Source organism: Aeromonas ichthyocola (genome assembly GCF_046087985.1).
Classification (GTDB): Bacteria; Pseudomonadota; Gammaproteobacteria; order Enterobacterales; family Aeromonadaceae; genus Aeromonas; species Aeromonas rivipollensis.
On record NZ_JBJSWH010000002.1, the window covers coordinates 383,114 to 407,137 of the forward strand.

At 62.9% G+C, this 24,024-nt stretch carries 17 protein-coding genes, 2 tRNA genes and 1 pseudogene; 11 read left to right on the forward strand and 9 right to left on the reverse strand.

The window, feature by feature from the left end:
- Window positions 1-115: 115 nt before the first annotated feature.
- Together ACF2JD_RS06460 and puuR are read right to left on the reverse strand one after the other, a co-directional pair.
- Window positions 116-1,393 (reverse strand): FAD-dependent oxidoreductase, encoded by a 1,278-nt coding sequence (locus ACF2JD_RS06460; protein WP_440987036.1) that lies wholly within the window; start codon window positions 1,391-1,393, stop codon window positions 116-118.
- Between the two features lie 45 nt (window positions 1,394-1,438).
- The gene (puuR, locus tag ACF2JD_RS06465; protein WP_440987037.1) at window positions 1,439-1,972 is read right to left on the reverse strand and encodes an HTH-type transcriptional regulator PuuR; all 534 of its coding nucleotides are present in this window, start codon (window positions 1,970-1,972) and stop codon (window positions 1,439-1,441) included.
- A gap of 425 nt (window positions 1,973-2,397) precedes the next feature.
- Between puuR and ACF2JD_RS06470 the strand changes: the two are divergent.
- The 4 genes and pseudogenes from ACF2JD_RS06470 (at window position 2,398) to ACF2JD_RS06485 (ending at window position 8,709) form a co-directional block, all read left to right on the forward strand.
- A pseudogene (locus ACF2JD_RS06470) lies at window positions 2,398-3,845 on the forward strand (NAD-dependent succinate-semialdehyde dehydrogenase).
- Between the two features lie 232 nt (window positions 3,846-4,077).
- Window positions 4,078-5,376, forward strand: coding sequence for a 4-aminobutyrate--2-oxoglutarate transaminase (gabT, locus tag ACF2JD_RS06475; protein ID WP_440987038.1), 1,299 nt, complete (start codon window positions 4,078-4,080; stop codon window positions 5,374-5,376).
- A gap of 207 nt (window positions 5,377-5,583) precedes the next feature.
- The gene (locus ACF2JD_RS06480; protein WP_408792670.1) at window positions 5,584-6,963 is read left to right on the forward strand and encodes an APC family permease; all 1,380 of its coding nucleotides are present in this window, start codon (window positions 5,584-5,586) and stop codon (window positions 6,961-6,963) included.
- A gap of 435 nt (window positions 6,964-7,398) precedes the next feature.
- Window positions 7,399-8,709 carry an APC family permease gene (locus ACF2JD_RS06485; RefSeq protein ID WP_111910062.1) on the forward strand — a complete coding sequence of 437 codons (1,311 nt, stop codon included), beginning with the start codon at window positions 7,399-7,401 and terminating at the stop codon, window positions 8,707-8,709.
- Between the two features lie 78 nt (window positions 8,710-8,787).
- Here the strand turns inward: ACF2JD_RS06485 and ACF2JD_RS06490 are convergent, their stop codons facing one another.
- Window positions 8,788-9,180, reverse strand: a complete 393-nt coding sequence (locus ACF2JD_RS06490; RefSeq protein WP_106886179.1) for a hypothetical protein — start codon at window positions 9,178-9,180, stop codon at window positions 8,788-8,790.
- Between the two features lie 250 nt (window positions 9,181-9,430).
- Here ACF2JD_RS06490 and ACF2JD_RS06495 point away from each other — a divergent pair, with 250 nt between their 5' ends.
- From ACF2JD_RS06495 to ACF2JD_RS06510, 4 genes are all read left to right on the forward strand, one after another.
- The gene (locus ACF2JD_RS06495) at window positions 9,431-10,585 is read left to right on the forward strand and encodes a Na/Pi cotransporter family protein (RefSeq protein ID WP_440987039.1); all 1,155 of its coding nucleotides are present in this window, start codon (window positions 9,431-9,433) and stop codon (window positions 10,583-10,585) included.
- A gap of 152 nt (window positions 10,586-10,737) precedes the next feature.
- Complete coding sequence (locus ACF2JD_RS06500) at window positions 10,738-11,208, forward strand: FKBP-type peptidyl-prolyl cis-trans isomerase (RefSeq protein WP_106886177.1); 471 nt, start codon at window positions 10,738-10,740, stop codon at window positions 11,206-11,208.
- Between the two features lie 246 nt (window positions 11,209-11,454).
- Window positions 11,455-12,222 carry a DODA-type extradiol aromatic ring-opening family dioxygenase gene (locus ACF2JD_RS06505; RefSeq protein WP_303809889.1) on the forward strand — a complete coding sequence of 256 codons (768 nt, stop codon included), beginning with the start codon at window positions 11,455-11,457 and terminating at the stop codon, window positions 12,220-12,222.
- A gap of 161 nt (window positions 12,223-12,383) precedes the next feature.
- Window positions 12,384-15,596 carry an ATP-binding protein gene (locus tag ACF2JD_RS06510; protein ID WP_440987040.1) on the forward strand — a complete coding sequence of 1,071 codons (3,213 nt, stop codon included), beginning with the start codon at window positions 12,384-12,386 and terminating at the stop codon, window positions 15,594-15,596.
- 183 nt (window positions 15,597-15,779) lie between these two features.
- Here the strand turns inward: ACF2JD_RS06510 and ACF2JD_RS06515 are convergent, their stop codons facing one another.
- A complete protein-coding gene (locus ACF2JD_RS06515) occupies window positions 15,780-15,980 on the reverse strand; it encodes a YbfA family protein (RefSeq protein WP_025327782.1) in 201 nt (66 codons plus the stop codon).
- Window positions 15,981-16,193: 213 nt separating this feature from the next.
- Between ACF2JD_RS06515 and ACF2JD_RS06520 the strand changes: the two genes are divergently transcribed.
- Window positions 16,194-16,487, forward strand: a complete 294-nt coding sequence (locus tag ACF2JD_RS06520; RefSeq protein WP_168234597.1) for a hypothetical protein — start codon at window positions 16,194-16,196, stop codon at window positions 16,485-16,487.
- A gap of 75 nt (window positions 16,488-16,562) precedes the next feature.
- Here the strand turns inward: ACF2JD_RS06520 and ACF2JD_RS06525 are convergent.
- Both ACF2JD_RS06525 and ACF2JD_RS06530 read right to left on the reverse strand, forming a co-directional pair.
- A tRNA-Cys gene (locus ACF2JD_RS06525) sits at window positions 16,563-16,636 on the reverse strand.
- Window positions 16,637-16,693: 57 nt separating this feature from the next.
- A tRNA-Gly gene (locus tag ACF2JD_RS06530) sits at window positions 16,694-16,769 on the reverse strand.
- 248 nt (window positions 16,770-17,017) lie between these two features.
- Between ACF2JD_RS06530 and ACF2JD_RS06535 the strand changes: the two genes are divergently transcribed.
- Window positions 17,018-20,455, forward strand: a complete 3,438-nt coding sequence (locus tag ACF2JD_RS06535; protein ID WP_440987041.1) for an ATP-binding protein — start codon at window positions 17,018-17,020, stop codon at window positions 20,453-20,455.
- 23 nt (window positions 20,456-20,478) lie between these two features.
- Here the strand turns inward: ACF2JD_RS06535 and ACF2JD_RS06540 are convergent, their stop codons facing one another.
- The 3 genes from ACF2JD_RS06540 to ACF2JD_RS06550 form a co-directional block, all read right to left on the reverse strand.
- The gene (locus ACF2JD_RS06540) at window positions 20,479-21,309 is read right to left on the reverse strand and encodes an SPOR domain-containing protein (protein ID WP_440987042.1); all 831 of its coding nucleotides are present in this window, start codon (window positions 21,307-21,309) and stop codon (window positions 20,479-20,481) included.
- 454 nt (window positions 21,310-21,763) lie between these two features.
- On the reverse strand, window positions 21,764-22,447 hold the full coding sequence (locus tag ACF2JD_RS06545; protein WP_440987043.1) for a LysR substrate-binding domain-containing protein: 684 nt from the start codon (window positions 22,445-22,447) through the stop codon (window positions 21,764-21,766).
- 17 nt (window positions 22,448-22,464) lie between these two features.
- Complete coding sequence (locus ACF2JD_RS06550) at window positions 22,465-22,650, reverse strand: LysR family transcriptional regulator (RefSeq protein ID WP_440987044.1); 186 nt, start codon at window positions 22,648-22,650, stop codon at window positions 22,465-22,467.
- A gap of 216 nt (window positions 22,651-22,866) precedes the next feature.
- On the opposite strand from ACF2JD_RS06550, the gene ACF2JD_RS06555 reads away from it, so the two are divergent.
- Window positions 22,867-24,003 (forward strand): alpha/beta hydrolase, encoded by a 1,137-nt coding sequence (locus ACF2JD_RS06555; RefSeq protein ID WP_440987045.1) that lies wholly within the window; start codon window positions 22,867-22,869, stop codon window positions 24,001-24,003.
- Window positions 24,004-24,024: the final 21 nt, after the last annotated feature.

Here is a 24,024-nt window from a genome sequence, read left to right on the forward strand (position 1 = left end):
CCTGCGGTGCAGGAAATGGCGTGCCCCCCCTTATGCGACAACCGTATCACCAGAAGCTCATGCCCTTCACCATTCGGCCGTCATGACGCCATAACGCGAACGGCGTTTATGGGCGTCACACCCCCAGCCTGTCTCGCAGGGTATACCAGGCGGCCCCCGCGGCGGTGAAGGGGATGCGGAACAGACGCCCGCCCGGGAAGGGGTAGTGTGGTAGCTTGGCGAAGGCGTCGAAGCGCTCCGCCTGGCCACTCAGCACTTCCGAAAGCAGCTTGCCCGCTAGATGGGTACAGGTCACGCCGTGACCGCTGTAACCCTGCATGTAGTAGATGTTGTGGCCAATACGGCCAAACTGTGGCAGGCGCGACAGGGTCAAGAGGAAGTTGCCGGTCCAGGTGTACTCCACCTTGACGTCCGCCAGCTGGGGGAAGGTCTTCTGCATCTTGGGGATGATCAGCCGCTCTATGTCTGCCGGATCCCGCGCCCCATAGACAACGCCGCCGCCATAGATCAGCCGGTGATCCCCTGTGGTTCTGTAGTAGTCGAGCAGGTAGTTGCAATCTTCCAGGCAGTAGTTCTGCGGCAGCAGGGCGCGGGCCCGCTCCTCCCCCAGCACCTCGGTGGCGATGACTTGCGTGCCGCACGGCATACTCTTGCTCGCCAGCTCAGGCACCAGGTTGCCGAGATAGGCGTTGCCAGCTACCACCACGAAGCGCGCCTTCACCGCCCCCTTGGCCGTCTTCACCAGGGCAGTCTGGCCCGGAGTGATGCTGGTGACGGCGGATTGCTCGAAGATGCGACCACCCAGGGTGCGGATGGCTTCCGCCTCCCCCAGCGCCAGGTTGAGGGGGTGGATATGGCCGCCGCGCTTGTCCAGCAGGGCGCCGATGTAGCGATCGCTTGCCACCACCTCGCGCACCCCTTCGGCATCGAGCAGCTCCAGCTGATCGTTGCCCCACTTCTGCCAGCGGGCATGCTGTGCCTTGAGTTCGTGGAGCTGCTTCTGGGTCTCGGCGGCAAAGACCCCCCCCTGCTGCAGATCGCACTGGATGTTGTAGCGCTGGATCCGCTCGCGGATGATGTCCCCCCCCTCAAACAACATGGAGCCGAGCAGCCTGGCCTGATCCGGCGGGCAGTTCGCTTCTATGGTGTCGATGTCACGGCTGTAGGAGTTGACTATCTGGCCGCCGTTGCGGCCGCTGGCGCCAAACCCCACCCTGGCCGCCTCCAACACCACCACCTTGTAGCCCTTCTCCACCAGGTGCAGGGCGCTGGAGAGGCCGGTATACCCGGCCCCTATGACACAGACGTCGCACTCAAGCTGCTCAGTGAGCATCGGGTAGGGGGCGTGCTGGTTGGCACTGGCTGCGTAGTAACTCTTTACATGTTCGGTCATGATCCCTGTTTCCTTACCGGTTCGGTTGCCAAACTACTGTCAGGATTAAAAGCTCGCCGGGGTGTGGGCGCTGACGATGCGGCAGGTCTGCCCCGACGGATTGCTGAAACTGTGGGGCTCGCCTGTGTCGATCACATAGCTGTCGCCCGCTTCGAGCGGATAACTCTGCCCGGCCAGACTAAGCACGACAGAGCCCTCCAGCACTGTGCCCACCTCCTCCCCCAGATGCTTGACCTGCCCTCCGGTGTCCGTGCCTGGGGCATAGGTCTCCAGCATGAAGCCGAGCTGGCGACGATTGTTACCGTTGTGCACCAGCTTCATGGAGACCCCCTGGCTGCCCAGCTCGATGAGCTGCTCGGCCTTGATCACCACGCTCGGCGCCCGCGCCTCCTCCTCGGCGAAGAAGCGGGAGAGCGGCAGCTCGTAGACGCTGAGCAGCTTCTGCAACGAGGCGACCGAGGGGCTCACCTTGTTCTGCTCTATCATGCAGATGGCACCGTGAGTCAGGCCGCTCAGCTCGGCGGCCCGGCGCTGGGAGAGCCCGAGGCGACGGCGCAGGAGGGCGAGCCGCTCGCCCATGGTGCGAGCACCCTTTGCGGTACCAGTTGCGGTCGAGCCACGCCTCTCGCAGGCTCTGTGGCCCGCTCATGGCAGACCCCCCTCATGGCTCTGTCTGCTCTTCCGCAACATAGGTCTTCTCCCTCTGGTTAAAATAGCGGACCAGCACCAGCCCTAATTGTTTAGGATGCAACACACGCATCGTTAATTATTTTGCACACCCGGAACATCATTTTGGCCCATGAAGCCGGGAAAACTGCGCTACACAGCCCTTTTTCTAGCATGCCACACACCAGCAATTCAAATATATTTAACACTTGAAAAACATTTCAGCTCAATTTATGGTCTTCAGTGTGCTTATTATTTTATACGGCAGCGGCACAGGATGGGCGGCATCATCGGCCACCTTGCTGACCCACATCGAGGCTTGCTATGTCTATGTCAACATCACAACCCGCTTGATCAAATCCCTTGCCTATATAGATGGCCGTGGTGCGAGGCCGCCAGCGGCCGCACCTTCGAGGTCACCAACCCGGCTACCGGAGCCGTCATCACTCAGGTGCCCGACATGGATGAAGCGGATACCCGCCGCGCCATCGCGGCCGCTCACGCGGCCCAGCCCGCCTGGGCCGCCCTCACAGCCAAGGAGCGCGGCAGCCGGCTCCACGCCTGGTTCGAACTCATCATGGCCAACCAGGATGAACTGGCCCGCATCATGACCTGCGAGCAGGGCAAACCGCTCGCCGAGGCCAAGGGCGAGGTGGCCTACGGCGCCAGCTTCATCCAGTGGTTCGCGGAAGAGGGCAAGCGCGCCTATGGCCGCACCATTCCCGGTTTCTCCGGCGACCGGCGCCTGGCCACCATCAAGCAGCCGGTGGGCGTGGTCGCCGCCATCACCCCATGGAACTTCCCCATCGCCATGATCACCCGCAAGGCGGGCCCTGCACTCGCCGCCGGTTGCACCATAGTCATCAAGCCCGCCGCCGAGACGCCCCTGTGCGCGCTGGCGCTGGCAGCCCTGGCCGAGCAGGCGGGCATTCCCGCCGGGGTCATCAACATAGTCACCTCCCATCAGGCCTCGGTCGTGGGCGACGAGCTGTGCCGCAACCCCAAGGTGCGCAAGCTCTCCTTCACCGGCTCCACCCGCATCGGCAAGCTGCTGATGCGCCAGTGCGCCGACACCATGAAGCGGCTCTCCCTGGAGCTGGGTGGCAACGCCCCCTTCATCGTGTTTGACGATGCCGACCTCGACGCCGCCGTGGCCGGGGCGCTCGCCTCCAAATACCGCAACGCCGGCCAGACCTGCGTCTGCGCCAACCGCATCCTGGTGCAGGCCAGTGTCCATGACGCCTTCGCCGAGAAGCTGGCCGCCGCGGTGCGTGGCTTCAAGGTGGGGGATGGCATGGGTGAAGGCACCCAGATCGGCCCCCTCATCAATGCCGCCGCCGCCGACAAGGTCGCCTCCCTGGTCAGCCAGGCCGAGGCCGCCGGGGCCAGCGTGCTGGTGGGGGGGCAAGCCCACCCCGCCGGCCCGCTCTTCTACCACCCCACCATCCTGACCGGCGTGACCCGGGACAACCCCATACTGCAGGAGGAGATCTTCGGCCCCATCGCCCCCCTGGTGCGCTTCGAGACCGAGGCCGAGGCCATCGCCATCGCCAACGACACCCCTTATGGCCTGGCCGCCTACTTCTATGGCCGCGACATTGCCCGGGTGTGGCGGGTGGCCGAGCAGCTGGAATACGGCATGGTGGGCATCAACGAGGGGATCATCTCGACCGAGCTGGCCCCCTTTGGCGGCATCAAGGAGTCGGGGCTGGGTCGGGAAGGGGCGGCAGAGGGGCTGGAGGAATACCTCGAGACCAAATACCTCTGCTTTGGCGGCATCCGTTGATGCCCATGCCCCGCAGAGGCATCGCTGAAAAAGATGTCTCTGACACCAGTCCATCGTTTTTATAGATAGACATGGGCGCCAGCTCGGCCTCACGAGAGCGTCGACGGCGCCCTGGGGTACGCCACCCGCGCCCCGCACCAGACATGCCGCCCTGCCAGATGGCAGTGCGCGGTTCAATCGATGAGCAGATTGCACAGGAATATCAGGGGCCCATGCCCCTCAGGGAGGAAAGATGAGTCAGTCAGAACAGCATTCAAACCAGGCGTGGCAAGCGCGCCGCGAAGCGGCCGTGGTACAGGGCGTCGGCACCCTGCTGCCGGTCTTCATCGACAGGGCGAAAAACGCCGAGCTGTGGGACGTGGAGGGCAACCGCTACATCGACTTTGCCTCCGGCATCGCCGTGCTCAACACCGGCCACAACCACCCCAAGGTGGTCGCCGCCGTGCGCGAGCAGCTCGAGAAGTTCAGCCACACCTGCTTCCAGGTCACCCCCTACCCGGGCTATATCGAGCTTGCCGAGAAGCTCAACGCCCTGGTGCCGGGCCCGACCCCCAAGCGTACCCTCTTCCTCTCCACCGGCGCCGAGGCGGTGGAGAACGCCATCAAGATAGCCCGCGCCCACAGCGGCCGCAGCGGCACCATCGCCTTCAAGGGCGGCTTCCACGGCCGCACCATGATGGGGATGGCCCTCACCGGCAAGGTGGTGCCCTACAAGACCGGCTTCGGCCCCTTCCCGGGGGAGGTCTATCACCTGCCCTTCCCGGCCGACTACCTGGGGGTGAGCGAGGCCGATGCCCTTGCGGCGCTGGATCTCTGCTTCAGCGCCGACATCGAGCCGGCCCGGGTGGCCGCCATCATCATAGAGCCGGTGCAGGGTGAGGGAGGCTTCTATGTCGCCTCCCCGAGCTTCCTGCAAGCCTTGCGCAAGATCTGCGATCAGCACGGCATACTGCTCATCTGCGACGAGATCCAGACAGGTTTCTGTCGCACCGGCAAGACCTTCGCCACCGAATACAGCGGCGTCGAGCCGGACATCATGACGCTGGCCAAGAGCCTGGCCGGCGGCTTCCCGCTCTCGGCCGTGGTGGGCAAGAGCGAGGTGATGAACGCCGCCAAGCCCGGTGGCCTGGGCGGCACCTATGCGGGCTCCCCCATCGCCTGCGCCGCCGCCCTGGCGGTGCTGGAGGTCATCGAGGAGGAGCGCCTGAACCAGCAGGCCCTGGTGCAGGGGGAGCAGATCAAGGCGCGCCTGCACCAGCTGGCGGAGCGGTTTGACAGCATAGGCAACATCCGCGGCCCCGGCGCCATGGTGGCCATGGAGCTGGTCAAGGGGCGCGATGCCACCAAACCGGACCCGGATCTCACCAAACGGCTGGTGGCAGAGGCAGGCAAACGGGGCCTGGTGCTGCTGGCCTGCGGCGTGCGTGCCAACGTCATCCGCTTCCTCGCCCCCCTCACCGCCTCCCCGGCGCTGATCGACGAGGGACTCGACCTGCTGGAGCAGGCGCTGGCCGCCGCCAGTCAGGGTTAGTGCCCGCGTTTCTCGCTGGCACGAACAATATCGTCAGATAACGACAGGCCGTCCATCGCGGATGGCCTGCTTATACGGTATCATCTCGCCCCCAAAAATGATGGCAGGAGCAGTTGGCTCCCTCTGTGACCAGTCACCCTGTCATGGGGCCCCGCCCCTGCCCGGCAGGCGGGCCCTTCACCACTGCATTCTTAGGAGACAGGCCCCATGGCCCCACGCCCCGCGCGACTGAAACAAACCCTGACCCTGTGGCAAGTGGTCGTGATGGGCCTGGCCTACATGACCCCCATGGTGGTGTTCGATACCTTCGGCATCGTCACCGACATCACCCAGGGTCATGTCACCACCGCCTACCTGCTGGCCCTGGTCGGGGTGCTGTTCACCGCCTCCAGCTACAGCAAGATGGTGCGTCACTACCCGATCGCGGGCTCGGCCTACACCTATGCCCAGCGGGAGTTCTCCCCCGTGGTGGGCTTCATGGTGGGCTGGTCCTCCCTGCTCGACTACATCTTCCTGCCGATGATCAACATGCTGCTGGCCAAGATCTATCTGAGCGCCCTCTTCCCCGGCGTCGAGCCCTGGATCTTCATCCTCGGCATGACGGTGCTGATGACCGCCATCAACCTGCGCGGCATCGATCTTGTGGCTAACCTCAACGGCCTCATCATCTTCATCCAGGTGGCCATCATGCTGGTCTTCCTCGGCCTGATCGCTCATGGGGTCTATCAGGGGGAAGGGGTCGGCACCTTCAGCCTGCAGCCCATCTACAGCAGCAGCACAGAGATCTTGCCGCTGCTGACCGGGGCCACCATCCTCTGCTTCTCCTTCCTCGGCTTCGACAGCCTGAGCGCCCTCTCCGAGGAGACCCCGGAGGCCGGCAAGGTGATCCCCAAAGCCATCATCCTGACCGCCCTGCTTGGCGGCCTCATCTTCGTGGTGGTGGCCTATGCCCTGCAGCTCTACTTCCCGGACGCCTCCCGCTTCAAGGCGCCGGACGCCGTGCTGCCGGAGATCGCCCTCTACGTCGGCGGCAAGCTGTTCCAGAGCGTGGTGCTGGTCTGCGCCTGCGTGGCGGTGCTGGCCTCGGGGCTCTCCTCCCACGCCGGGGTCTCCCGCATCCTCTACGTGATGGGACGGGACAAGGTGCTGCCCCAACGCACCTTCGGCTACATCCATCCCAAGTGGCGCACCCCTGTGTTCAACATACTGCTGGTGGGCCTGCTGGCCTTGTCGGCCATCAGCTTCGATCTGGAGATCGCCCTGGCGCTGATCAACTTCGGCGCCCTGGTGGCCTTCACCGTGGTCAACCTGTCGGTGATCTCCTGCTACTACCTGCGTCAGGGGCGCAACAAAACCTGGCAAGATCGCCTGCAATACCTGGTGCTGCCCCTGCTCGGAGCCGGGACTGTGGCCATACTCTGGCTCAACCTGGAGCAGACCTCCCTGATGCTGGGGCTGATCTGGGCCGCCATCGGCGGAATTTACCTGTTTTTGCGCACCACCGTCTGGCGCGTCTCGCTGCCGAGCCAACCGGCGCAAAGCCTTGCCAGCAGCGGGCTGGCCCCACTGCCGTCCACACCGGAATAGGCGCGGTTTATTGATGTAAACCCTGTCCTTATGCATTCTCTTGTCGGGAATGCCGATCCTGGCTTGTCATCCCCCCCCATCTGGGGCAAAATGCGCGCCGATTTGAATAACCGATGTGATCCTCACATCGGTTATTTTTCATTTTGAAAACAAGTGTCTACTTCGAGGCCGGAACCACTCCGGAAATGATATCTAGGTTCAGATGGACCTAATGCCGCAATGAGGAAAAACATGGGGCTCTTATTGGCTTTGTCTCCGGTTGTCGCCGGAACCTGCTTTGGTCGCCGCGCGACCAACGTCTGTGGTTTGCATACCGATCCGCTGCGGATGCGAGAAACCAGTCCCATGGCCTCACGCCATTCCACCTCCTGCCTGCCGTGCAAGGAGGAAGCCTGAGTGAGCCAGCAACCCGTTCGTCTCATAAAAACCCTCAGCATGTGGCAAGTGGTGGTGATGGGCCTGGCCTATCTGACCCCCATGGCCGTGTTCGACACCTTCGCCATCGTCGGTGACATCACCGAGGGCCGGGTCGCCACCGCCTACCTGCTGGCGCTCGGCGGCATCTTGCTGACCGCCTTCAGCTACGGCCACCTGGTGCGTCGCTTCCCCTCGGCAGGCTCCGCCTACACCTATGCCCAGAAGGTGTTCCACCCCTATGTGGGCTTCATGGTGGGCTGGTCCTCCCTGCTCGACTACATGTTCATGCCGATGATCAACATACTGCTGGCCAAGATCTATCTGACCGCCATGTTCCCGAACGTCGATCCCTGGATCTTCATCTTCGGCCTGGTGACGGTCATGACCTTCCTGAACCTGCGCGGCATCAAGCTGGTGGCCAACCTCAACGGCTTCATCGTGTTTATCCAGGTTGCCATCATCCTCACCTTCCTCGGCCTCATCGCCTGGGGACTGCTGCACGGCGAAGGAACAGGCACCCTGCTGAGCAGCCGCCCCTTCCACGTTGAGTCCGCCAGCATGCTGCCGCTGTTCACCGGCGCCACCATTCTCTGCTTCTCCTTCCTCGGCTTCGACGGCCTGAGTTCGCTGTCGGAAGAGACCCCGAACGCCGGCAAGGTGATCCCGCGCGCCATAGTGCTGACGGCGCTCATCGGCGGCATCATCTTCGTCACCGTCTCCTACAGCCTGCAGCTCTTCTTCCCGGATCTGGCCCGCTTCAAGGAGCCGGACGCCGTGCTGCCGGAGATCGCCCTCTACGTCGGCGGCACCCTGTTCCAGAGCGTGGTACTGGTGTGCACCACAGCGGCCGTGCTCGCCTCCGGCATGGCGGCCCACGCCGGCGTGTCGCGCATCCTCTACGTGATGGGTCGCGATCGCATGATCCCGGAGCGGGTGTTCGGCTACATCCACCCCACCTGGCGCACCCCGGCCATCAACGTGCTGCTGGTGGGGGCCCTGGCCCTCTCCGCGGTGTCCTTCGATCTGGACATGGCGCTGGCCCTGGTGAACTTTGGCGCCCTGGTGGCCTTCACCTTCGTCAACCTGTCGGTCATCGGCCAGTTCTGGGTGCGCGAGAAACGCAACAAGAGCCTCAAGGATCACCTGCTGTTCCTGGTGCTGCCGCTGCTGGGGGCCGCCACCATAGGGGCGCTCTGGATCAACCTGGAGCAGAGCTCCCTGGAGCTTGGCCTCATCTGGGCGGGGATCGGGGTTACCTACCTCTTCCTGCGCCTGGCGGTGTTCCGCATCCCCTTCCGTCAGTACGAGGAAACGGCCGACGGCCAGTAAGTCCGGCCGGATGACAGCCAAACAGAAGGGGAGCCCATGGCTCCCCTTCTTGCATGCAGACCTGCGCAGGACTATCCCTCACCCCTGGTTGATCACCGCAGTGGCGGCCGCCTTGACCGGATCCTTGGCCACGGCTTTGACATCCTTGCGAGTCTGGTTGACCTTGTCCTGAGTCTGTTTCAGATCGGCGGTCTGCTTGTCCAGGGCCGCATTGGTGTTCTGCTTTGCCTCTTTCAGGCCCGCCGTCTTCTTGTCCAGCACGTCCGTGGTGGTGTTCTTCACCTCGGCCTTGGCCTTCTCCTTCTGCTGACGCACCAGCTTGTCCGCATCGCAGTTGCCCTTGACCCCCAGGGTCGCATTCATCGCCTCGTTTCTGGCCGCCTTGTCGAGGTTGCACTCGGACTTGAACACGCTGGCCTGCGCACCGGCAGACAGCAGACCCAGGGAAAGACACAAAACCCATGCACGCATCATCACTTCCTCAGTTTGAAGACAGGAAAGCCTGGCAGCATATAACCCTGGGATCTCAGTGCAAGATCAGTGGCCAACTCTGAGCCGGATGGCGCCATATCGCCGTTTGCTCCGACACTTTTTGTCTGCGACGCCCCCTGCCGCCCTGTCACCAAAACATCATAAAAGTGTCACTTTGTCATATTTCTGTCATGGAGCCTTGTTGTAATGCGCCCGTCCATTTCAACGCAGAACGACCCCAAGAGGCCATATGCACAGCACCGCATCTTCCGCACCCCAGCAGACCCGCCGTCCCGGCCCCCTGTTCAACTGGCTCGCGGTGATCACGCTGATCTACCTGATCCTGGTCGCCGTTGGCGCCGTCTCCCACGGCTTCAAGGGCTTCTCCGGCGGCGCCGAGGGCGCGGCCCAGATCTTCGCTTTCGCCAACAACCCCTTCGTTGCCCTGCTGCTCGGCATCCTGGCCACGGCCCTGGTGCAATCTTCCAGCACAGTCACCTCGGTGATCGTCGGCCTGGTGGCCGGTGGCCTGCCCATGGAGATGGCCATCCCCATGGTGATGGGGGCCAACCTCGGCACCACCATCACCAACACCATAGTCTCCCTCGGTCACATCCGGGACAGGGAAGAGTTTCGCCGCGCCTTCGCCGCCGCCACAGTACACGACTTCTTCAACCTGCTGGCGGTCTTCATCTTCCTGCCGCTGGAGCTGATGTTCAGCCTGCTGCAGCAGAGCGCTGAGTGGATCTCCGGCCTGCTGATGGGCTCAGCCGACATGTCGATGAAGGGGATGGACTTCATGAAACCCCTCATCTCGCCGTCGCTGGATCTCATCGACTCGGCCGTCGCCTTCCTGCCGGGCAAGGGACCCGCCATCGCCACAATAGTCATCGGCATACTGCTGATCCTGGGTTGCGTCACCAGCCTCGGCAAGGTGCTGCAACGGGTCATGGTGGGTCGTGCCAAAGAGCTGCTGCACAAGGCCCTGGGCCGTGGCCCCCTGACCGGCATCGCCTCCGGCACCCTGATGACTGTGATGGTGCAGTCCTCCTCCACCACCACCAGCCTGATGATCCCCCTGGCCGGCGGCGGTGTCTTCACCACCCGTCAGCTCTACCCCTTCACCCTGGGGGCCAACATAGGCACCACCATCACAGCCCTGCTGGCCGCCACCGCCATCAGCGGTGCCGGTGCCCAGCTGGCGCTGACCATAGCCCTGGTCCACGTGCTGTTCAACCTGTTTGCCGTGGTGCTCATCTACGGGGTTCCCTTCCTGCGGGAGCTGCCCATCAAGGCCGCCGAGACCCTGGCCCGGGTGGGCAGCGAGAACAAGCTGCTGGCGCTGGGCTATGTGGCCGGGCTCTTCTTCGCCCTGCCCGCCCTGATGATGGTGGCGGTGAAGTAATCCGCCACATGAGACGAGGGGGCCAGGTTCTGGCCCCCTCGTCCTCTGTCAGCCCCGTCACATCCTCCTGCGTCCCACTCGCCCTCCCTCCCCGACTGGGATAAGATGCCGTTCTCATTGCACTCTTTGCATTTCAGGGAATAGGAAAACCGATGAAATTCATTCTGATCGCCTTGCTCGTCGCCGGGGTGGCCTACTACTTCTACTCCAGCAGCAACAACAAGAAACTGGCCGAAGAGAACGTGCGCAAGGGCGCCGAGTTCCTCGCCAGCAACAAGGAGAAGCCCCTGGTGACCACCACGGCCTCCGGCCTGCAGTACGAAGTGCTGACCCAGGGCAGCGGCACTGTTCACCCCACCGCCACCAGCAAGGTGAAGGTGCACTACGAGGGCAAGCTGCTGGACGGCACCGTATTCGACAGCTCGGTCGCCCGCGGCGAGCCCATCGAGTTTGGCCTCAATCAGGTGATCAAGGGCTGGACCGAAGGGGTGCAGCTGATGGTGGAAGGGGAGAAGACCCGCTTCTACATCCCCGCCAATCTGGCCTACGGCGACCGTGCCGCTGGTAAAATTCCACCTGGCTCGGTGCTGATCTTCGACGTGGAACTGCTGGGTATCCAGTAAGCTGCCGCCGCCCGACGGGCCTTGACGACAAAGCCGGCGCAGTGCGCCGGCTTTGTCGTTTCTGCGCCATTTCGTTCGCCCTTACAGCCCAGACTATTAACCAAAAGTGAACGGTGCTTATCCATAAAGCCTGATTGTTAACCCAGCCATTGGGGCAGATAATGACCACATCGTCAGCGGCATGTCGCCCTGACCTCGGGTTTTCGGTGCGCAGCACGCATCGGCACAACGCATATGGAGTCTGTCATGGCTATCGCCCCCGTCTGGTTTATCTCCCACGGCGCCCCGGATCTGGTTCTGCGGGATCAGCCTGCCACCCGGTTCCTGAAACAGCTGCGCCTTGAGGGTATCAGGGGGCTGGTGGTTCTCTCGGCCCACTGGTTCAGCCGCAGCGAGCTGCAGCTCAACGTCGAGCCGAACCCGGCCTTGATGTACGACTTCTACGGCTTCCCCGAGCCCCTCTATCGGATCCGCTGGCCGGCCAAGAGTCCACAATGGCTGCAGGAGGCGGTGAGCGATCAGTTGCTGCTGGCGGGCTTGCCCGCCACTGCGGTACACCGCGAGCTGGATCACGGGGTCTGGTCGCCCCTCTCCCTGATGGATCCCCAGAGCGAGCTCCCCCTGGTGCAGCTCTCCATCCCGGCCGGCTTCACCCCGGCCCAGCTGTGGCAACTGGGGGAGGCGCTGCAGGGCCTGCGTGCGCAGGGCATCGCCATACTCGCCTCCGGCGCCATCACCCACAACCTGAGGGCGCTCGGGCCGGACGACAGCCCCGTGCCCCGCTGGGCGAGCGATTTCGTGCACTGGCTGGAGCAGACCATGGATCAGGGTGACAGGGCGGCGCTGGAAGATTATCGGGCCCAGGCACCGGGCGCCGTGGAATCCCATCCCCATGACGATCACCTGCGTCCGCTGTTCGTGGCGCTCGGGGCGGCGGGGAGCGACAGGCCGACCAGGCTGCACCAGAGCTGGGACTATGGCAGCCTCTACATGGGCGCCTACAGGTTCGGCTGATCCCGGCAACCCCTGGGCACGGATGGCGGCTCACGCCGCCATCTTTGTGCCTTTCATGCTGGCTGCGGCCAAATAAGGGACTCGTTATAGCCATTTTCCGGTAGAATGGCCGCCTTTGGCCCAGACCCGGCAAGGATGGCTGTCCCGTTCCAGGTGGCATGATGAACCTCTATCGATCACTGATCCTGCTCTGTCTGCTGTTCATCCAGCCTGCGCTGGCCTTGACGCTGCACAGCCGTCACGACCCCGAGATAGCCCCTCCCCGCTGGTCCAAGTCCGAGCAGGGCTGGTTGCGGCAGGCAAGGCAACTGCGGGTCGGCCTCCTCGCAGAGGATTACCGCCCCTTCAGCATGATCGTCTCAAAGCACAGGTTCGAGGGGATCTCCGCCGATTACCTCGGCATCCTCGCCCATCTACTGCAAAAGCCCCTGTCACTGCAGCTCTTCGCCGACAAGGAGAGCGCCCTGCTCGCCCTGCGCCGGGGAGAGATCGATCTGGTCAACCTCGGCAACCTGACCCTGGCAGACACCGAGGCCTCCGGGATCCGGCTGAGCAACCCCTACTTCAGCAGCGCCCTGGTCTTCTCGACCCCCAAACCCTATCAGGGCCCTCTGCTGGCCCCGGGCCAGCGCGTCGCCGCCGTAGCGGGGCAGATTGATACCCAGAGGTTCAGGCTCTACTACCCTACCCTCACCCTGGTGACCCATCCCTCCAACATGGAGGCCTTCGACGCCGTCTTCTTCGGCCGCCAGGAGATACTGCTCAGCGACGCCCACGCCATGCACTACCTCAACAGCGAGCGCTTCGACCACCTCAGGCAGCGCGGCGAGGCACAGCCCAGCCTGGCACCGGCCGACTTTCGCTTCGCAGTTTCCGCCCGCGTACCGGCCCTGCTCGGCCTCATCAATCGCGGCCTGGAGGCCATCGACGATGGAACCCGCAACGCCATCTTCAGCCAGTGGAACGGGCCCATACGTGACATGAATGACAGCGCGAGCGAGCGCTATGACGCCGCCGAGCTGGCCTGGATGCGCCAGTCTCCCCCCGTCAAGGTGTGGCTGATGGACAACCTCTACCCCTATGGCGCCATGGATCACGACGGCCAGCTCACCGGCATGACGGTCGACATGCTGGCCAAGGTGAGCAAGCGCACCGGCCTCTCCTTCGAGTTCATCCGCTTCGACTCCGATCGGCAGCGTGACAAGGCCATCCGCTCGGGGCGCCTCGATCTCATCGGTGCCATCTCCCGGCCCGTGGCCGAGCGCTATGGCCTGCGCCCCTCGGTTCCCTATGCCACGGACGACATCTACGTGATCCTCACCCATCAGGGCGAGGAGAGCATGGACTCGCTGCGGAGTCTGACGGGCAAGCGCGTGGGGATGACCCGCTACACCCCGCTCGCCGATCAGCTTGAGGGCAGCAGTCTCACCATCATGGAGAGCGCCGAGGAGGCGATGCAGGCCGTCGAGGGGGGCAGGCTGGATGCCGCCATAGTGCCGCTCTATTTTGCCCGCCACGCCCTGGACAATGATCCGCGAACCCGGCTGCGCATCGCGGGGCCCGCCGATGACGAGCCCATCCGGATGGGCTTTGCCAGCCAGCCCGGCAACGAGATGCTGATGAATATCCTCGACAAGACACTGCTCGCCATCCCGCCCAACGAGCTGGCCATGACGAGCTACGAGTGGCGCAACCGCAAACTGCCGGTGCCGGGCTTCATCGAGCTCCACGCCCACGCCTTCTACCTGTTGTTTGCGGTGCTCCTCGCCCTGGCCCTGGTGCTGCTCTATCGCAACCTCATGCTCAAGCGGCTGGCCCGCGCCGAGCAGGCCTCCCGCCAGCAACTGGAGGCCCACGTGAGATTCATCAAGGCGCTCGGGGAGAGTCAGCCCCACCCCATAGTGGTGCGGGACAAGAGCGGCAAGGTATTGTTGTGCAACAGCAAATACCTGGCCCAGCTCGGTGCCCGCCCGGAAGAGGTCATGGGTCAGCCCTTCGCTCAGGGATTGGAAGGGCTGATCGACTCCCGGAGCATCTCAACCCTGGAGCAGGACTTTGCGAAGGTGCTGCAGCATGGCCAGCCCATCTTTGCCGATCGGATTTTCAATCGCGAAGGGAGCCAGACCCACATCTATCACTGGATGGTGCCCTACTTCGATGCCGAGGGGGCCATCAGCGGGGTGATCGACGGCTGGATCGACATCACGGACCGCAAGCAGCTGGAGGAGGCCCTGCGCCAGGCCAAGCTGCAGGCCGACAGCGCGAGCCGGGCCAAGAGCGACTTTCTCGCCACCATGAGTCACGAGATCCGCACCCCCATGAACGCCATCCTCGGCATGCTGGAGCTCGCCACCGAAGATCCCGCCCTCAGTCGCCACAGCGCCGAGCTGCTGCGCATCGCCGCAGACTCGGCGAACGGTCTGCTGGATCTGCTCGGGGATACCCTGGATATCGCCAGCATAGAGGCGGGTCAGATGACCCTGACCCCGACCCCCTGCGAGCTGACGCCGCTGCTGCTGTCGGTCACCCGGGTGTTCGGGGGCATGGCCGGGCAAAAGGGGGTGGCCTATAGTGTCGAGCTGCCCGTCGCCCCCCTGCCGACTGTGCTGATAGATTCCCTTCGACTGCGCCAGATCCTCTTCAACCTGATCGGCAACGCCATCAAGTTCACGGAGCAGGGCGAGGTGAGCATCAGCGCAGCCCTGACAGGAGATCCCCAACAGGCCCCCATGCTGCACCTGGTCATCGCAGATACCGGGGTCGGCATCCCGGCGGACAAGCTGCCCCAGCTGTTCACCCCCTTCTATCGTGCGCACTCCCCCGAGCAGTACCCGGGCAGCGGCCTTGGCCTGAACCTGGCCCGCATCCTGTGCCAGATGATGGGAGGAGAGATAGGCATCGACAGCGAGACGGGACGGGGGACCCGCCTCGAGATAAGGCTGCCCCTGACCCTGGCCACCCCGGATCTCCCGCAGGTGACGGTGCCCCTCCCTCCCCGGGAACCAGGGCCCCGGCTGCGGATACTGGTAGTGGATGACAACCATGCCAACCAGATCCTGCTGCGCCAGCAGCTCAAGCACCTGGGACACGAGGTCAGCGTGCGCAGCAACGGGCTGGAGGCCCTGCGCGCCGTCGGCAGCCACCCCTTAGATCTCGTCATCACCGACTGCCAGATGCCGGTGATGGACGGCTTCGAACTGACGCGCAACCTGCGTGCCCGTGGCCATGAGCTGCCGGTCTGGGGCTTTACCGCCCACGCCTTGCCCAGGGAGCGGGAGCTCTGCCTGGCCGCCGGCATGAACGACTGCCTGTTCAAACCCATAGGCCTAGCCCGCCTGCGCGCGGCGCTGGCCGAACTCGGCCGGGAGGCATGACGGGGCGCCATCGGGGGTGTGAAGGGGAAAGAGAGAGGCTCTGGGTGAGGATAAGCGCGGTGGAAACCTGCCCTGGTACAAGCCAGGGGCTGACTCCTCAGCCATGCGGAAAAGAGGCCCATGCCGGGGGCCGGCCATAAAAAAAGACAGCCTGGGCTGTCTTTTTTCATTGTGGGCAGGGGATCAGTAGAAGATCCGCTCACCCCGTTCGCTCATCTTGAGCCACACCGGCTTGGTGCTGGTCTTGTTCCAGATCCGGTGCAGGTAGCTGTAGAAGCGGGCGCGATCGCGGCGAAACAGCATCACCGGGAAGGCGAGCAGACCCACCATCAATACGAAGATGCGGCGAAGGATTATCTGAGTCAGGGAGAAGGGATGAAACATGATTTAACGCCTCACTGGTAAGACCACTGAGCAAAGATTACTCCACAAGCTGTAGGATTACTACACCAACAAGCCCCTTTTTTTATAAAAAAACCGCCTAAAAACCATAAAGTGAAACTGGGTTACATTATTTAACCAAAGAGTAACAAGGCTGGCAAAAAACACGCCTTGGGCAAGAGTTAGAACATGGGCAGGTAAATGGGGGAGAAGCGCATGAAATTGGCAGATGTTGCTGTCCTGAGCGTGCTGGGTCTGCTCGCCTGGTCACAGTGGCAGGAGTGGCGACTCAATCGGGATGACGCCATCACGCTGGCGTACCAGGGAGTGCCCGTCGTCAGCCTGTGGCAGTGCGGTCAGCTGAAGCAGAAGATGGCCGATCTGACCGACCACGCCGCCGAGCTGCAACTTCAATATCGGGGGCAATCCCTCGACGAGATAAGTCACTATCTGCAAAGAGAGTGGCGCAAGCAGGGATGCGAGCTGTTATTGAATCAGCAAGGATATTGAACGCAAGGGGATATGCCGAAACACGTTTCCAGGATGAAACAGGGCATGGAACAAGAATGAAACTGAGGAAGAAGATGGAGGCACGTTCCGGAGTCGAACCGGACTAAACGGATTTGCAATCCGCTGCATAACCGCTTTGCTAACGCGCCATGCTGACAAGACTGATTGTCTTGAAAGTGATATCCATCGTTGGTGCGATGGAAAATTGGAGCGGGAAACGAGACTCGAACTCGCGACCCCGACCTTGGCAAGGTCGTGCTCTACCAACTGAGCTATTCCCGCCTGACTGCATGATGCCAGTTGCCTGACAACGAGGCGCATTATACGTACCCCGAGCCCGGGCACAACCCTTTTTTATGACTTTGCGCGCTTTTCCGGAGCGTTTGCTCAGGCTTTAAACGCCTTGCTCAAAATTCCCGCCACTCCCTGTGACCCGACGAGCGAATTTAAGATAAAGCCATTGAAATAGTTAGTCTTTAGTCAGAAACTCACTGCGCTTAGTAACTGGATTCTCAATTGAAAATCACACAATGAAATGGATCTTCAGGCCTCGTGGGCTCAGACCGCAGCTGATGCTGGCTTTCTTCATGTTGGGCCTGGTGCCCTTCCTGGTCGTCACCCTGTTTTTCCTCTACAGCCACGGCAAGGACCTCACCACCCAGACTTCCAACCATCTGGTCTCGGTGCGCAACATCAAGAAGAGCCAGCTGGAAGACTACTTCGGCAACCTCAAAGAGCAGATCATCAACTTCTCCCAGCAGGACTTTGCCGGCAACAGTATCGGTCGCTTCTACGGTTTCACCGGGGCCTTCGAAAAGCTCGGCACCACGCCTCAGGAGGCCCGCGCCCGCGCCCAGGCCCGCTATGTGCCCGGCTCCTGGGACAAGCTGCAACAGCCGGACAGCCAGGTGGAGATCGAGCCCTCCATCAGCGCCCTGATCCTGGCAGACGAGATGTATGGCCGGGTGCACCAGCGCTTTCACCGCGGCTACGCCGACATGGTGCGCAAGTCCAACTACAGCGACATCTTCCTGGTGGATCTCAACGGTGACGTTGTCTATTCGGTCACCAAGCACCCTAACTTCGCCACCAACCTGCTCTCCGGCCCCTATCAGGCCAGCGGCCTTGGCAACACCTTCGCCAAGATCAAGCGTCGCCTCGACGGCGGCCAGAAACCCCAGCAGATCTTCGAGTTCACCGACTTTGGCCGCAACGAGCTGACCGGCCAGGTGGTCGCCTATCTGGCCGCCCCCGTGATGCAATACGACTATGTGCGCGGCGTGGTGATCTTCGAGCTGCTGCCGGACAAGCTCAACCAGATCATGGCGGAGCGGGAGGGGCTCGGCGAGACCGGCGAGACCATCCTCATAGGCCCGGACAAGCGGATGCGCGCCAACGCCTGGCTGGCCCCCGAATTCAGCGTGGAGAACAGCTTCAGCCCCAACTTCCGGCCGCTGCAGACACCGCTCGTCATCAAGGCTCTCTCCGGCGAGCAGGGGGTCGGCCCCTTCCTCTCCTATCACGATGACGAGGTGCTGGCCGCCTACACCCAGGTGAAGGTATTCGACACCGAGTGGGCCTTCATCGCCGAGGTCTCCACCAGCGAGGCCTATGCCCCCATACGCCAGCTGGAGACGCTAGTGATCCTGCTGGGGGCCGGCTCCCTGCTGCTGCTGATCCTGTTCTCGCGCTGGCTCTCCCACTCCATCACGGCGCCGCTGCGATCCCTCACCGCCGCCGCCGAGCAGGTGGCGGATGGCGCCCTGGAGCACCCCATCACCATTCCCCGCACCGACGACGATATCGACCGGCTGGCCCAGGCATTCCGCCACATGCAGCGCTCGGTGAAAGACAAGATAGAGCTCATCGAACGCCAGACCCAGGAGCTGCAACAGCAGGTCAAGCTGACCCACAAGCAGAACCTCAGCCTGCAGCAGGCGGACAAGCTGAAAGACGAACTACTGGCCAACACCTCCCACGAGCTGCGCACCCCCATCCACGGCATCAAGGGGATGGCGGAGTCCATGCTCGCCAGCCAGCAGGACCTGACCGAGGGCCAGCAGAAGCAGCTCGGTCTCATCATCAAGAGCGCCGACGGCCTGGCCCGCCTGGTGGACGATCTGCTCGACTACCACCAGATGCGCTACGGCCAGCTGGAGATCCATCCTCAGCCCGTCTCCTCCAAGGGGGTGATCCGGCTGGTGCTGGATCTCTGCCAGCACCTGGTGCAGGCCAAGCCCCTCACCCTGGTGGACATAAGCCCTGCGGAGCTGCCGCCGGTGCTGGCGGACGAACAGCGCCTCGAACAGGTGCTCTACAACCTGGTGGGCAACGCCATCAAGTACACGCCCCAGGGCAAGGTGGTGCTGAGCGCCCAGGTGGAGGGCAACTTCCTGCGCATCAGGGTGACGGACACCGGCATCGGCATCGCCAAGGACCACCTGGAGCACATCTTCGAGCCGCTAGTGCAGATGAGCCCGGAAGTGAGCAAGCAGGGGGCTGGGCTCGGCCTTTCCATCACCCGCCAGCTGGTGCACCTGATGGGGGGTGAGCTCTTCGTGGAGAGCGAACCGAGCGTCGGCTCCACCTTCGCCTTCACCCTGCCCCTCGCCAGCGGCAAGGCGGGCAGCCTGACCCTCGACAGCCGCCAGATAGAGCATCAGCTGGTGCGCCAGCAGCCCCTCATACTGCCGGACTGGGAGAGCGACGATCTGCCCCCGCCCCCACCAGGCGCGCCCCTCATCCTGGTGGTGGATGACGAGCCCATCAATCTGCACATACTGCGCCACCTGCTGCAGCCCTGCGGCTATCGCATACTGCCGAGCAGCGACGGCCATGACGCCCTGGCCAAGCTGGCCCAGGAGCCGGTGGACCTCATACTGCTGGATGTGATGATGCCGACCCTGTCTGGCTTCGACGTCTGCCGCCGCCTGCGCCAGCAGCATCCCAAGGACAAGCTGCCGGTGCTGCTGCTCACAGCCCTCAACCAGCCCAAGGACATCGAAGAGGGCTTCAACGCCGGGGCCAACGACTATCTGGTGAAGCCCTTCTGCAAGGAGGAGCTGTTTGCCCGGGTCAGGGCCCTGCTGGAGGCCAGTGCCGGCCGCGCCTCCCTGGTGGAAAATCACCTGCTCAAGCAGGAGATAGAGCACCGCCTGCGCCTGCAGGCCCAGCTGCATCAGGATCAGGAGCGGCTGCTGGCGCTGCTCGGGGAAGGGGCCGATCCCATGGTCTTCATAGACGAACAGGGGGTGGTGCTGTTTGCATCCCGCGCCCTGGCCCGCTTGCTGGGCCAGGAGCCGGAAGCCATGGAGGGGCTGCCGCTGGACGAGTGGCTGGCGACCCCGCTGGCGAGCCAGTGGCCCGACATGACGGCGCGGCCGGAGCAGGATCTGAGCTTCCTGGTGGCGGGCCAGAAGGATGGGCTCAATGCACGGGCCCTGCCCATCAGCCTGGGGGGTCAGCACGCCTTCGCCCTCACCCTCAGCACCGAGCAGCGCCAGGATGACAACAGGGTGATGGCGCTGGAGAACGCCCTCAAGAGCCTGTCGCGCCAGGCCATCATCGAAGATGGCCAACTGCTGGGTGAACTGAGCCGGCTGGGGGGGGAGTTCAGATCGCTGGCCGACAACCTCATTCGCCAGCAGGATGACGAGCCCCTGCGCCGGGCTCTGGTGGACACCATGCGCCTCACCCTGGAGACCTGGCAACAGAGCACCGGCAAGGGCAAGATAGTGCTGGCGGAGAAGAGCAAGCTGTGGCGCGTCTACATGGACAGATCCAGCCCCCAGACCCGCACCCTCGACAAATACCTGAGCCTGGACACCCTGCCCAAGGCACCGCGCTGGAAGACGGTGGTGGCCAGCGCCGAATACGTGCTCAAGCAGTGCCCCCTGAGCGAGGTGCAGCAGCAGAGCCTGCACCAGAGCACCCAGCTGCTGCGTCAGCTCGCCAGCCGCAAGGGCTGAGCCCCGTCATCCAGGCAGCAGGGCTACTGTTGCAATTCGCGCTTCACCTGGGCGAATGACTTGGGCCAGGGATCCGCCTTCTGCAGGGCTGGCGACAGCGTGCGAATGGCCGCCTGGGCCTGGCTCATGCCGGCATACTCCCCCTTCAGCACTACGTACCAGGGGCTGCCGTTGAACCGGGTCTGATAGACCCACACCTGGCCGGCGAGCCGGTTGGCGAGCACAAACTGCTCTATGGCCGCCAGGCTGCGGGACCCCATCAGTTGAACGCTGAGGTGGTTGCCGTTCTTCTGTTGCAGGACCTTGGCTGGCGTCAGGCTCACCTTGCCGGGCGTTGTGGCTTGCGCCTTGGCCTCGGGCTTTATCTCGGGCTTGCTCTCGGACGTGGGCGCCGGTTTGGACGCGGGCTCGGAGGGGATGGGATCCTTGGCCGCAGGCTGAGGAGCTGCTGGGGGGAGGCTCGCCGGTATCCCCATGGGCGGCTGATGGACCGCCTTCTCTTGCGCCGCTATCTCTTGCGGCGCTGTAAAGACGGCCGCGCTCGGCTCGCCCATCATGGGGGTGACTGTCACCCCGGCGGTCATCCCCTCCCCTTTCTCTCCATCAGCCCCGGCCGTCAGCGCCGGCAGGGGGAAGCTCGCCTCATCACCTTGGCGGGCGGTTGCCGCGGCGCCGCTCGTCCGGGATTGGGGCGAGGAGGCTTCTGCTGGCGCGGGGGACGTCTCGGGCGCGCTCTTTCGAGCAGGGCTCACATAGCTCAGCATCAGCAAGCAGAGGGCGCCGGCCGCCAGACCTATCCCTATCTGGCGAATGAGAGTAGCGGGGTTGCACTTGGGCAGATGGCATTCGGTCATATGTCCTCCTGGACGGCATGAGAATGGGGGGCCGCCGGTGCGGCAGAAAGAGATCATGGACCGGCATGAGGACGGCCGCTCGTCGCGGCAGAAAAGGGACGTCGTCCGTGAGAACAAGCCCGAGTCAGGATGTCACCCCATGCCGCCGCCCCTCAGCGTCTTGGCGGGCTTGAAGAGAAACGGGCAGGGCTCAACCTGCAACCACCTCGCTTGCCATTCGTTGCCTCCCATCGACGCCGAACACCATACCGGGGTAGCGCTGAACTTGGCCTGAATCCTGCGCCTATCCAGGGGCCTTGACCCTGACCAGGAGTTTGTTTCCTCTGGTATTTGTCCAAAAATGCCCTGATGGGCGATGTCGCCATCAGTGCCCGAGTCCATCCTGCGAGCAGGGTTGAGGCATCATGGCGCTCACCCTGTCGGCGCCATATGCCAAGGCATCTGGCTTCTCTCCTCACAGTTTCAGCGTGTCGATGAGGGCTCTCAAGGCGGGCGACACGTTGCGATGGGGGTAGTAAAGATAGAGGCCATCCAGGCGGTGGCTGAACCGCTGCAACACCCGGATCAAGGTTCCGCGCACCAGTTCATCGGCGACCAGCTCCTCAGGGACATAGGCCAATCCCAACCCCATTCTTGCTGCCGCCGCTTCCATGTAGCTGTCGGAGAAGACCCACTGCCCCTCTGGCCTATGCTTGACCAGTTTGCCCTCCTGCCACAGCTCCCACTGATAGAGGCTGCCATCGGCAAACTGATAGGCAATGCAGGGATGCACCGCCAGCTCGGCCAGTGTCTGCGGAAAGCCGTATTGCAGAAAGTGATCCGGCGTCGCCACCATCACCATCTCCATATCCGGGGTGATGCGCACGGCCACCATTCCTTCGTCCACCTCCCCCCCCAGCCGCACGCCGGCATCGAAGCGCTCATCGATGATGTTCACGAAGCGGCTCTCGCTGATGAGTTCCAGCCGGATATCCGGATAGTGTTGCCTGAAGAGGGCCAGCTTGGGCAGCAGCACCTTGTCGATGGCGTGCTGACTGGCGTTGATCCGCACAGTGCCGGAAGGGATGTCGCGAAAATGGGCTAGCGTGGCCAGACCCGCATCAAGGGACTGAAAACAACCCTGCGCCGTACGGTACAACTGCTCACCCGCCTGGGTCAGAGAGAGAGGCTGCGGGTAGTGCGCACTAGCAGTTGCACTCCCAGGCGAGCCTCGAGATCCCGAATCGTTCGGCTGACCCCGGACTGGGCAAGCCCCAATCTGGCGGCTGCCCGGGTAAAACTGCCTTCCCGAGAGACCAGCATAAAGACGTGGAGATCGTTGTAATTCTCGCGTCCTGTCATCTTGTTTCACCCCACTATTTGTTCACCCCGCTATGTTTCTGTCCGCCACGACCAGCGTCAGATCACGTTTATTCAGAACATATAGGCATGAATATTATCAAAATACTGCCTCTAATCATCATTAATTGTTCTAACTAGAATGTGTGTCGTGGGTCACAAAACCAGCCCCCACCATCAGGACCACGCATCAGAAATCCGATTTAGAGGAACTTTGCCATGAATGTTATCCCCAAGAAGCTGACCGCTATCGCGTCTGCCCTGCTGCTGGGCGCCGCATTGACCGGAGTCTCCACCATGAGCCATGCCCAAACTGCCAATCCCACTGAACCCGTCTCCATGGTGACCCAATGGGACAAGACCTTTGCCCAGAGCGACAAAGTCGAGCATCGCAAGGTGACCTTCAAGAACCGTTATGGCATCACCCTGGTCGCTGACCTCTATCTGCCGAAGAACCGGGGAAACGCCAAGCTGGCGGCCATTGCCCTGGGCGGCCCCTTTGGCGCGGTGAAGGAGCAGTCGAGCGGTCTCTATGCCCAAACCCTGGCCGAGCGCGGGTTCGTCACTCTGGCGTTTGACCCCTCCTACACCGGCGAAAGCGGCGGCCAACCGCGCGATGTGGCCTCGCCCGACATCAACACCGAAGATTTCAGTGCCGCCGTCGATTTCCTTGGTCTGCAAGGGGAGGTGGACCGTACCCGGATCGGTCTGCTGGGGATCTGCGGCTGGGGTGGTATGGCCCTCAATGCCGCCGCCGCCGACACTCGCGTCAAAGCCGTGGCGACCAGCGTGATGTATGACATGAGTCGAGCCATGGGGCATGGGGTGGGCGATGGCAAGGATCGTTACACCACTGCCGATCGCCGCGCCATATTGAAACACCTGAACGAACAACGCTGGCAAGACGCGGAAAGTGGCTCTTTTGCCCATAGCAATCACGATCTCTATGTCGATAAGAAGGGTAAGGTCACGGCAGCCAGCCGGACCCTGCCAGAGGCACTGCCGGACAATCCGCATCCGGTACTCAAGGAGTTCTTCGATTACTACCGTGTCCCGCGCGGTTTCCATGCGCGTTCGGTGAACTCTAACGGTGCCTGGACCACCACCATGCCGCTGTCGTTTATGAACATGCCGCTGTTGAGCTATGCCAGCGAGATCACGATTCCTACGCTTGTCGTCACCGGCGAGAACGCCCACTCGCGCTACTTTGCCGAAGATGCCTTCAAGGCCGTGGGAAGTCAGCAAAAAGAACTGGTCGTGGTACCGGGCGCCAACCATGTGGATCTCTACGATAACGTGGCAGGCAAGATCCCCTTTGGTCAGTTTGAGCAGTTCTTCAAGACCAACCTGAAGTAAAGACCAAGCACGCGGCGGGCC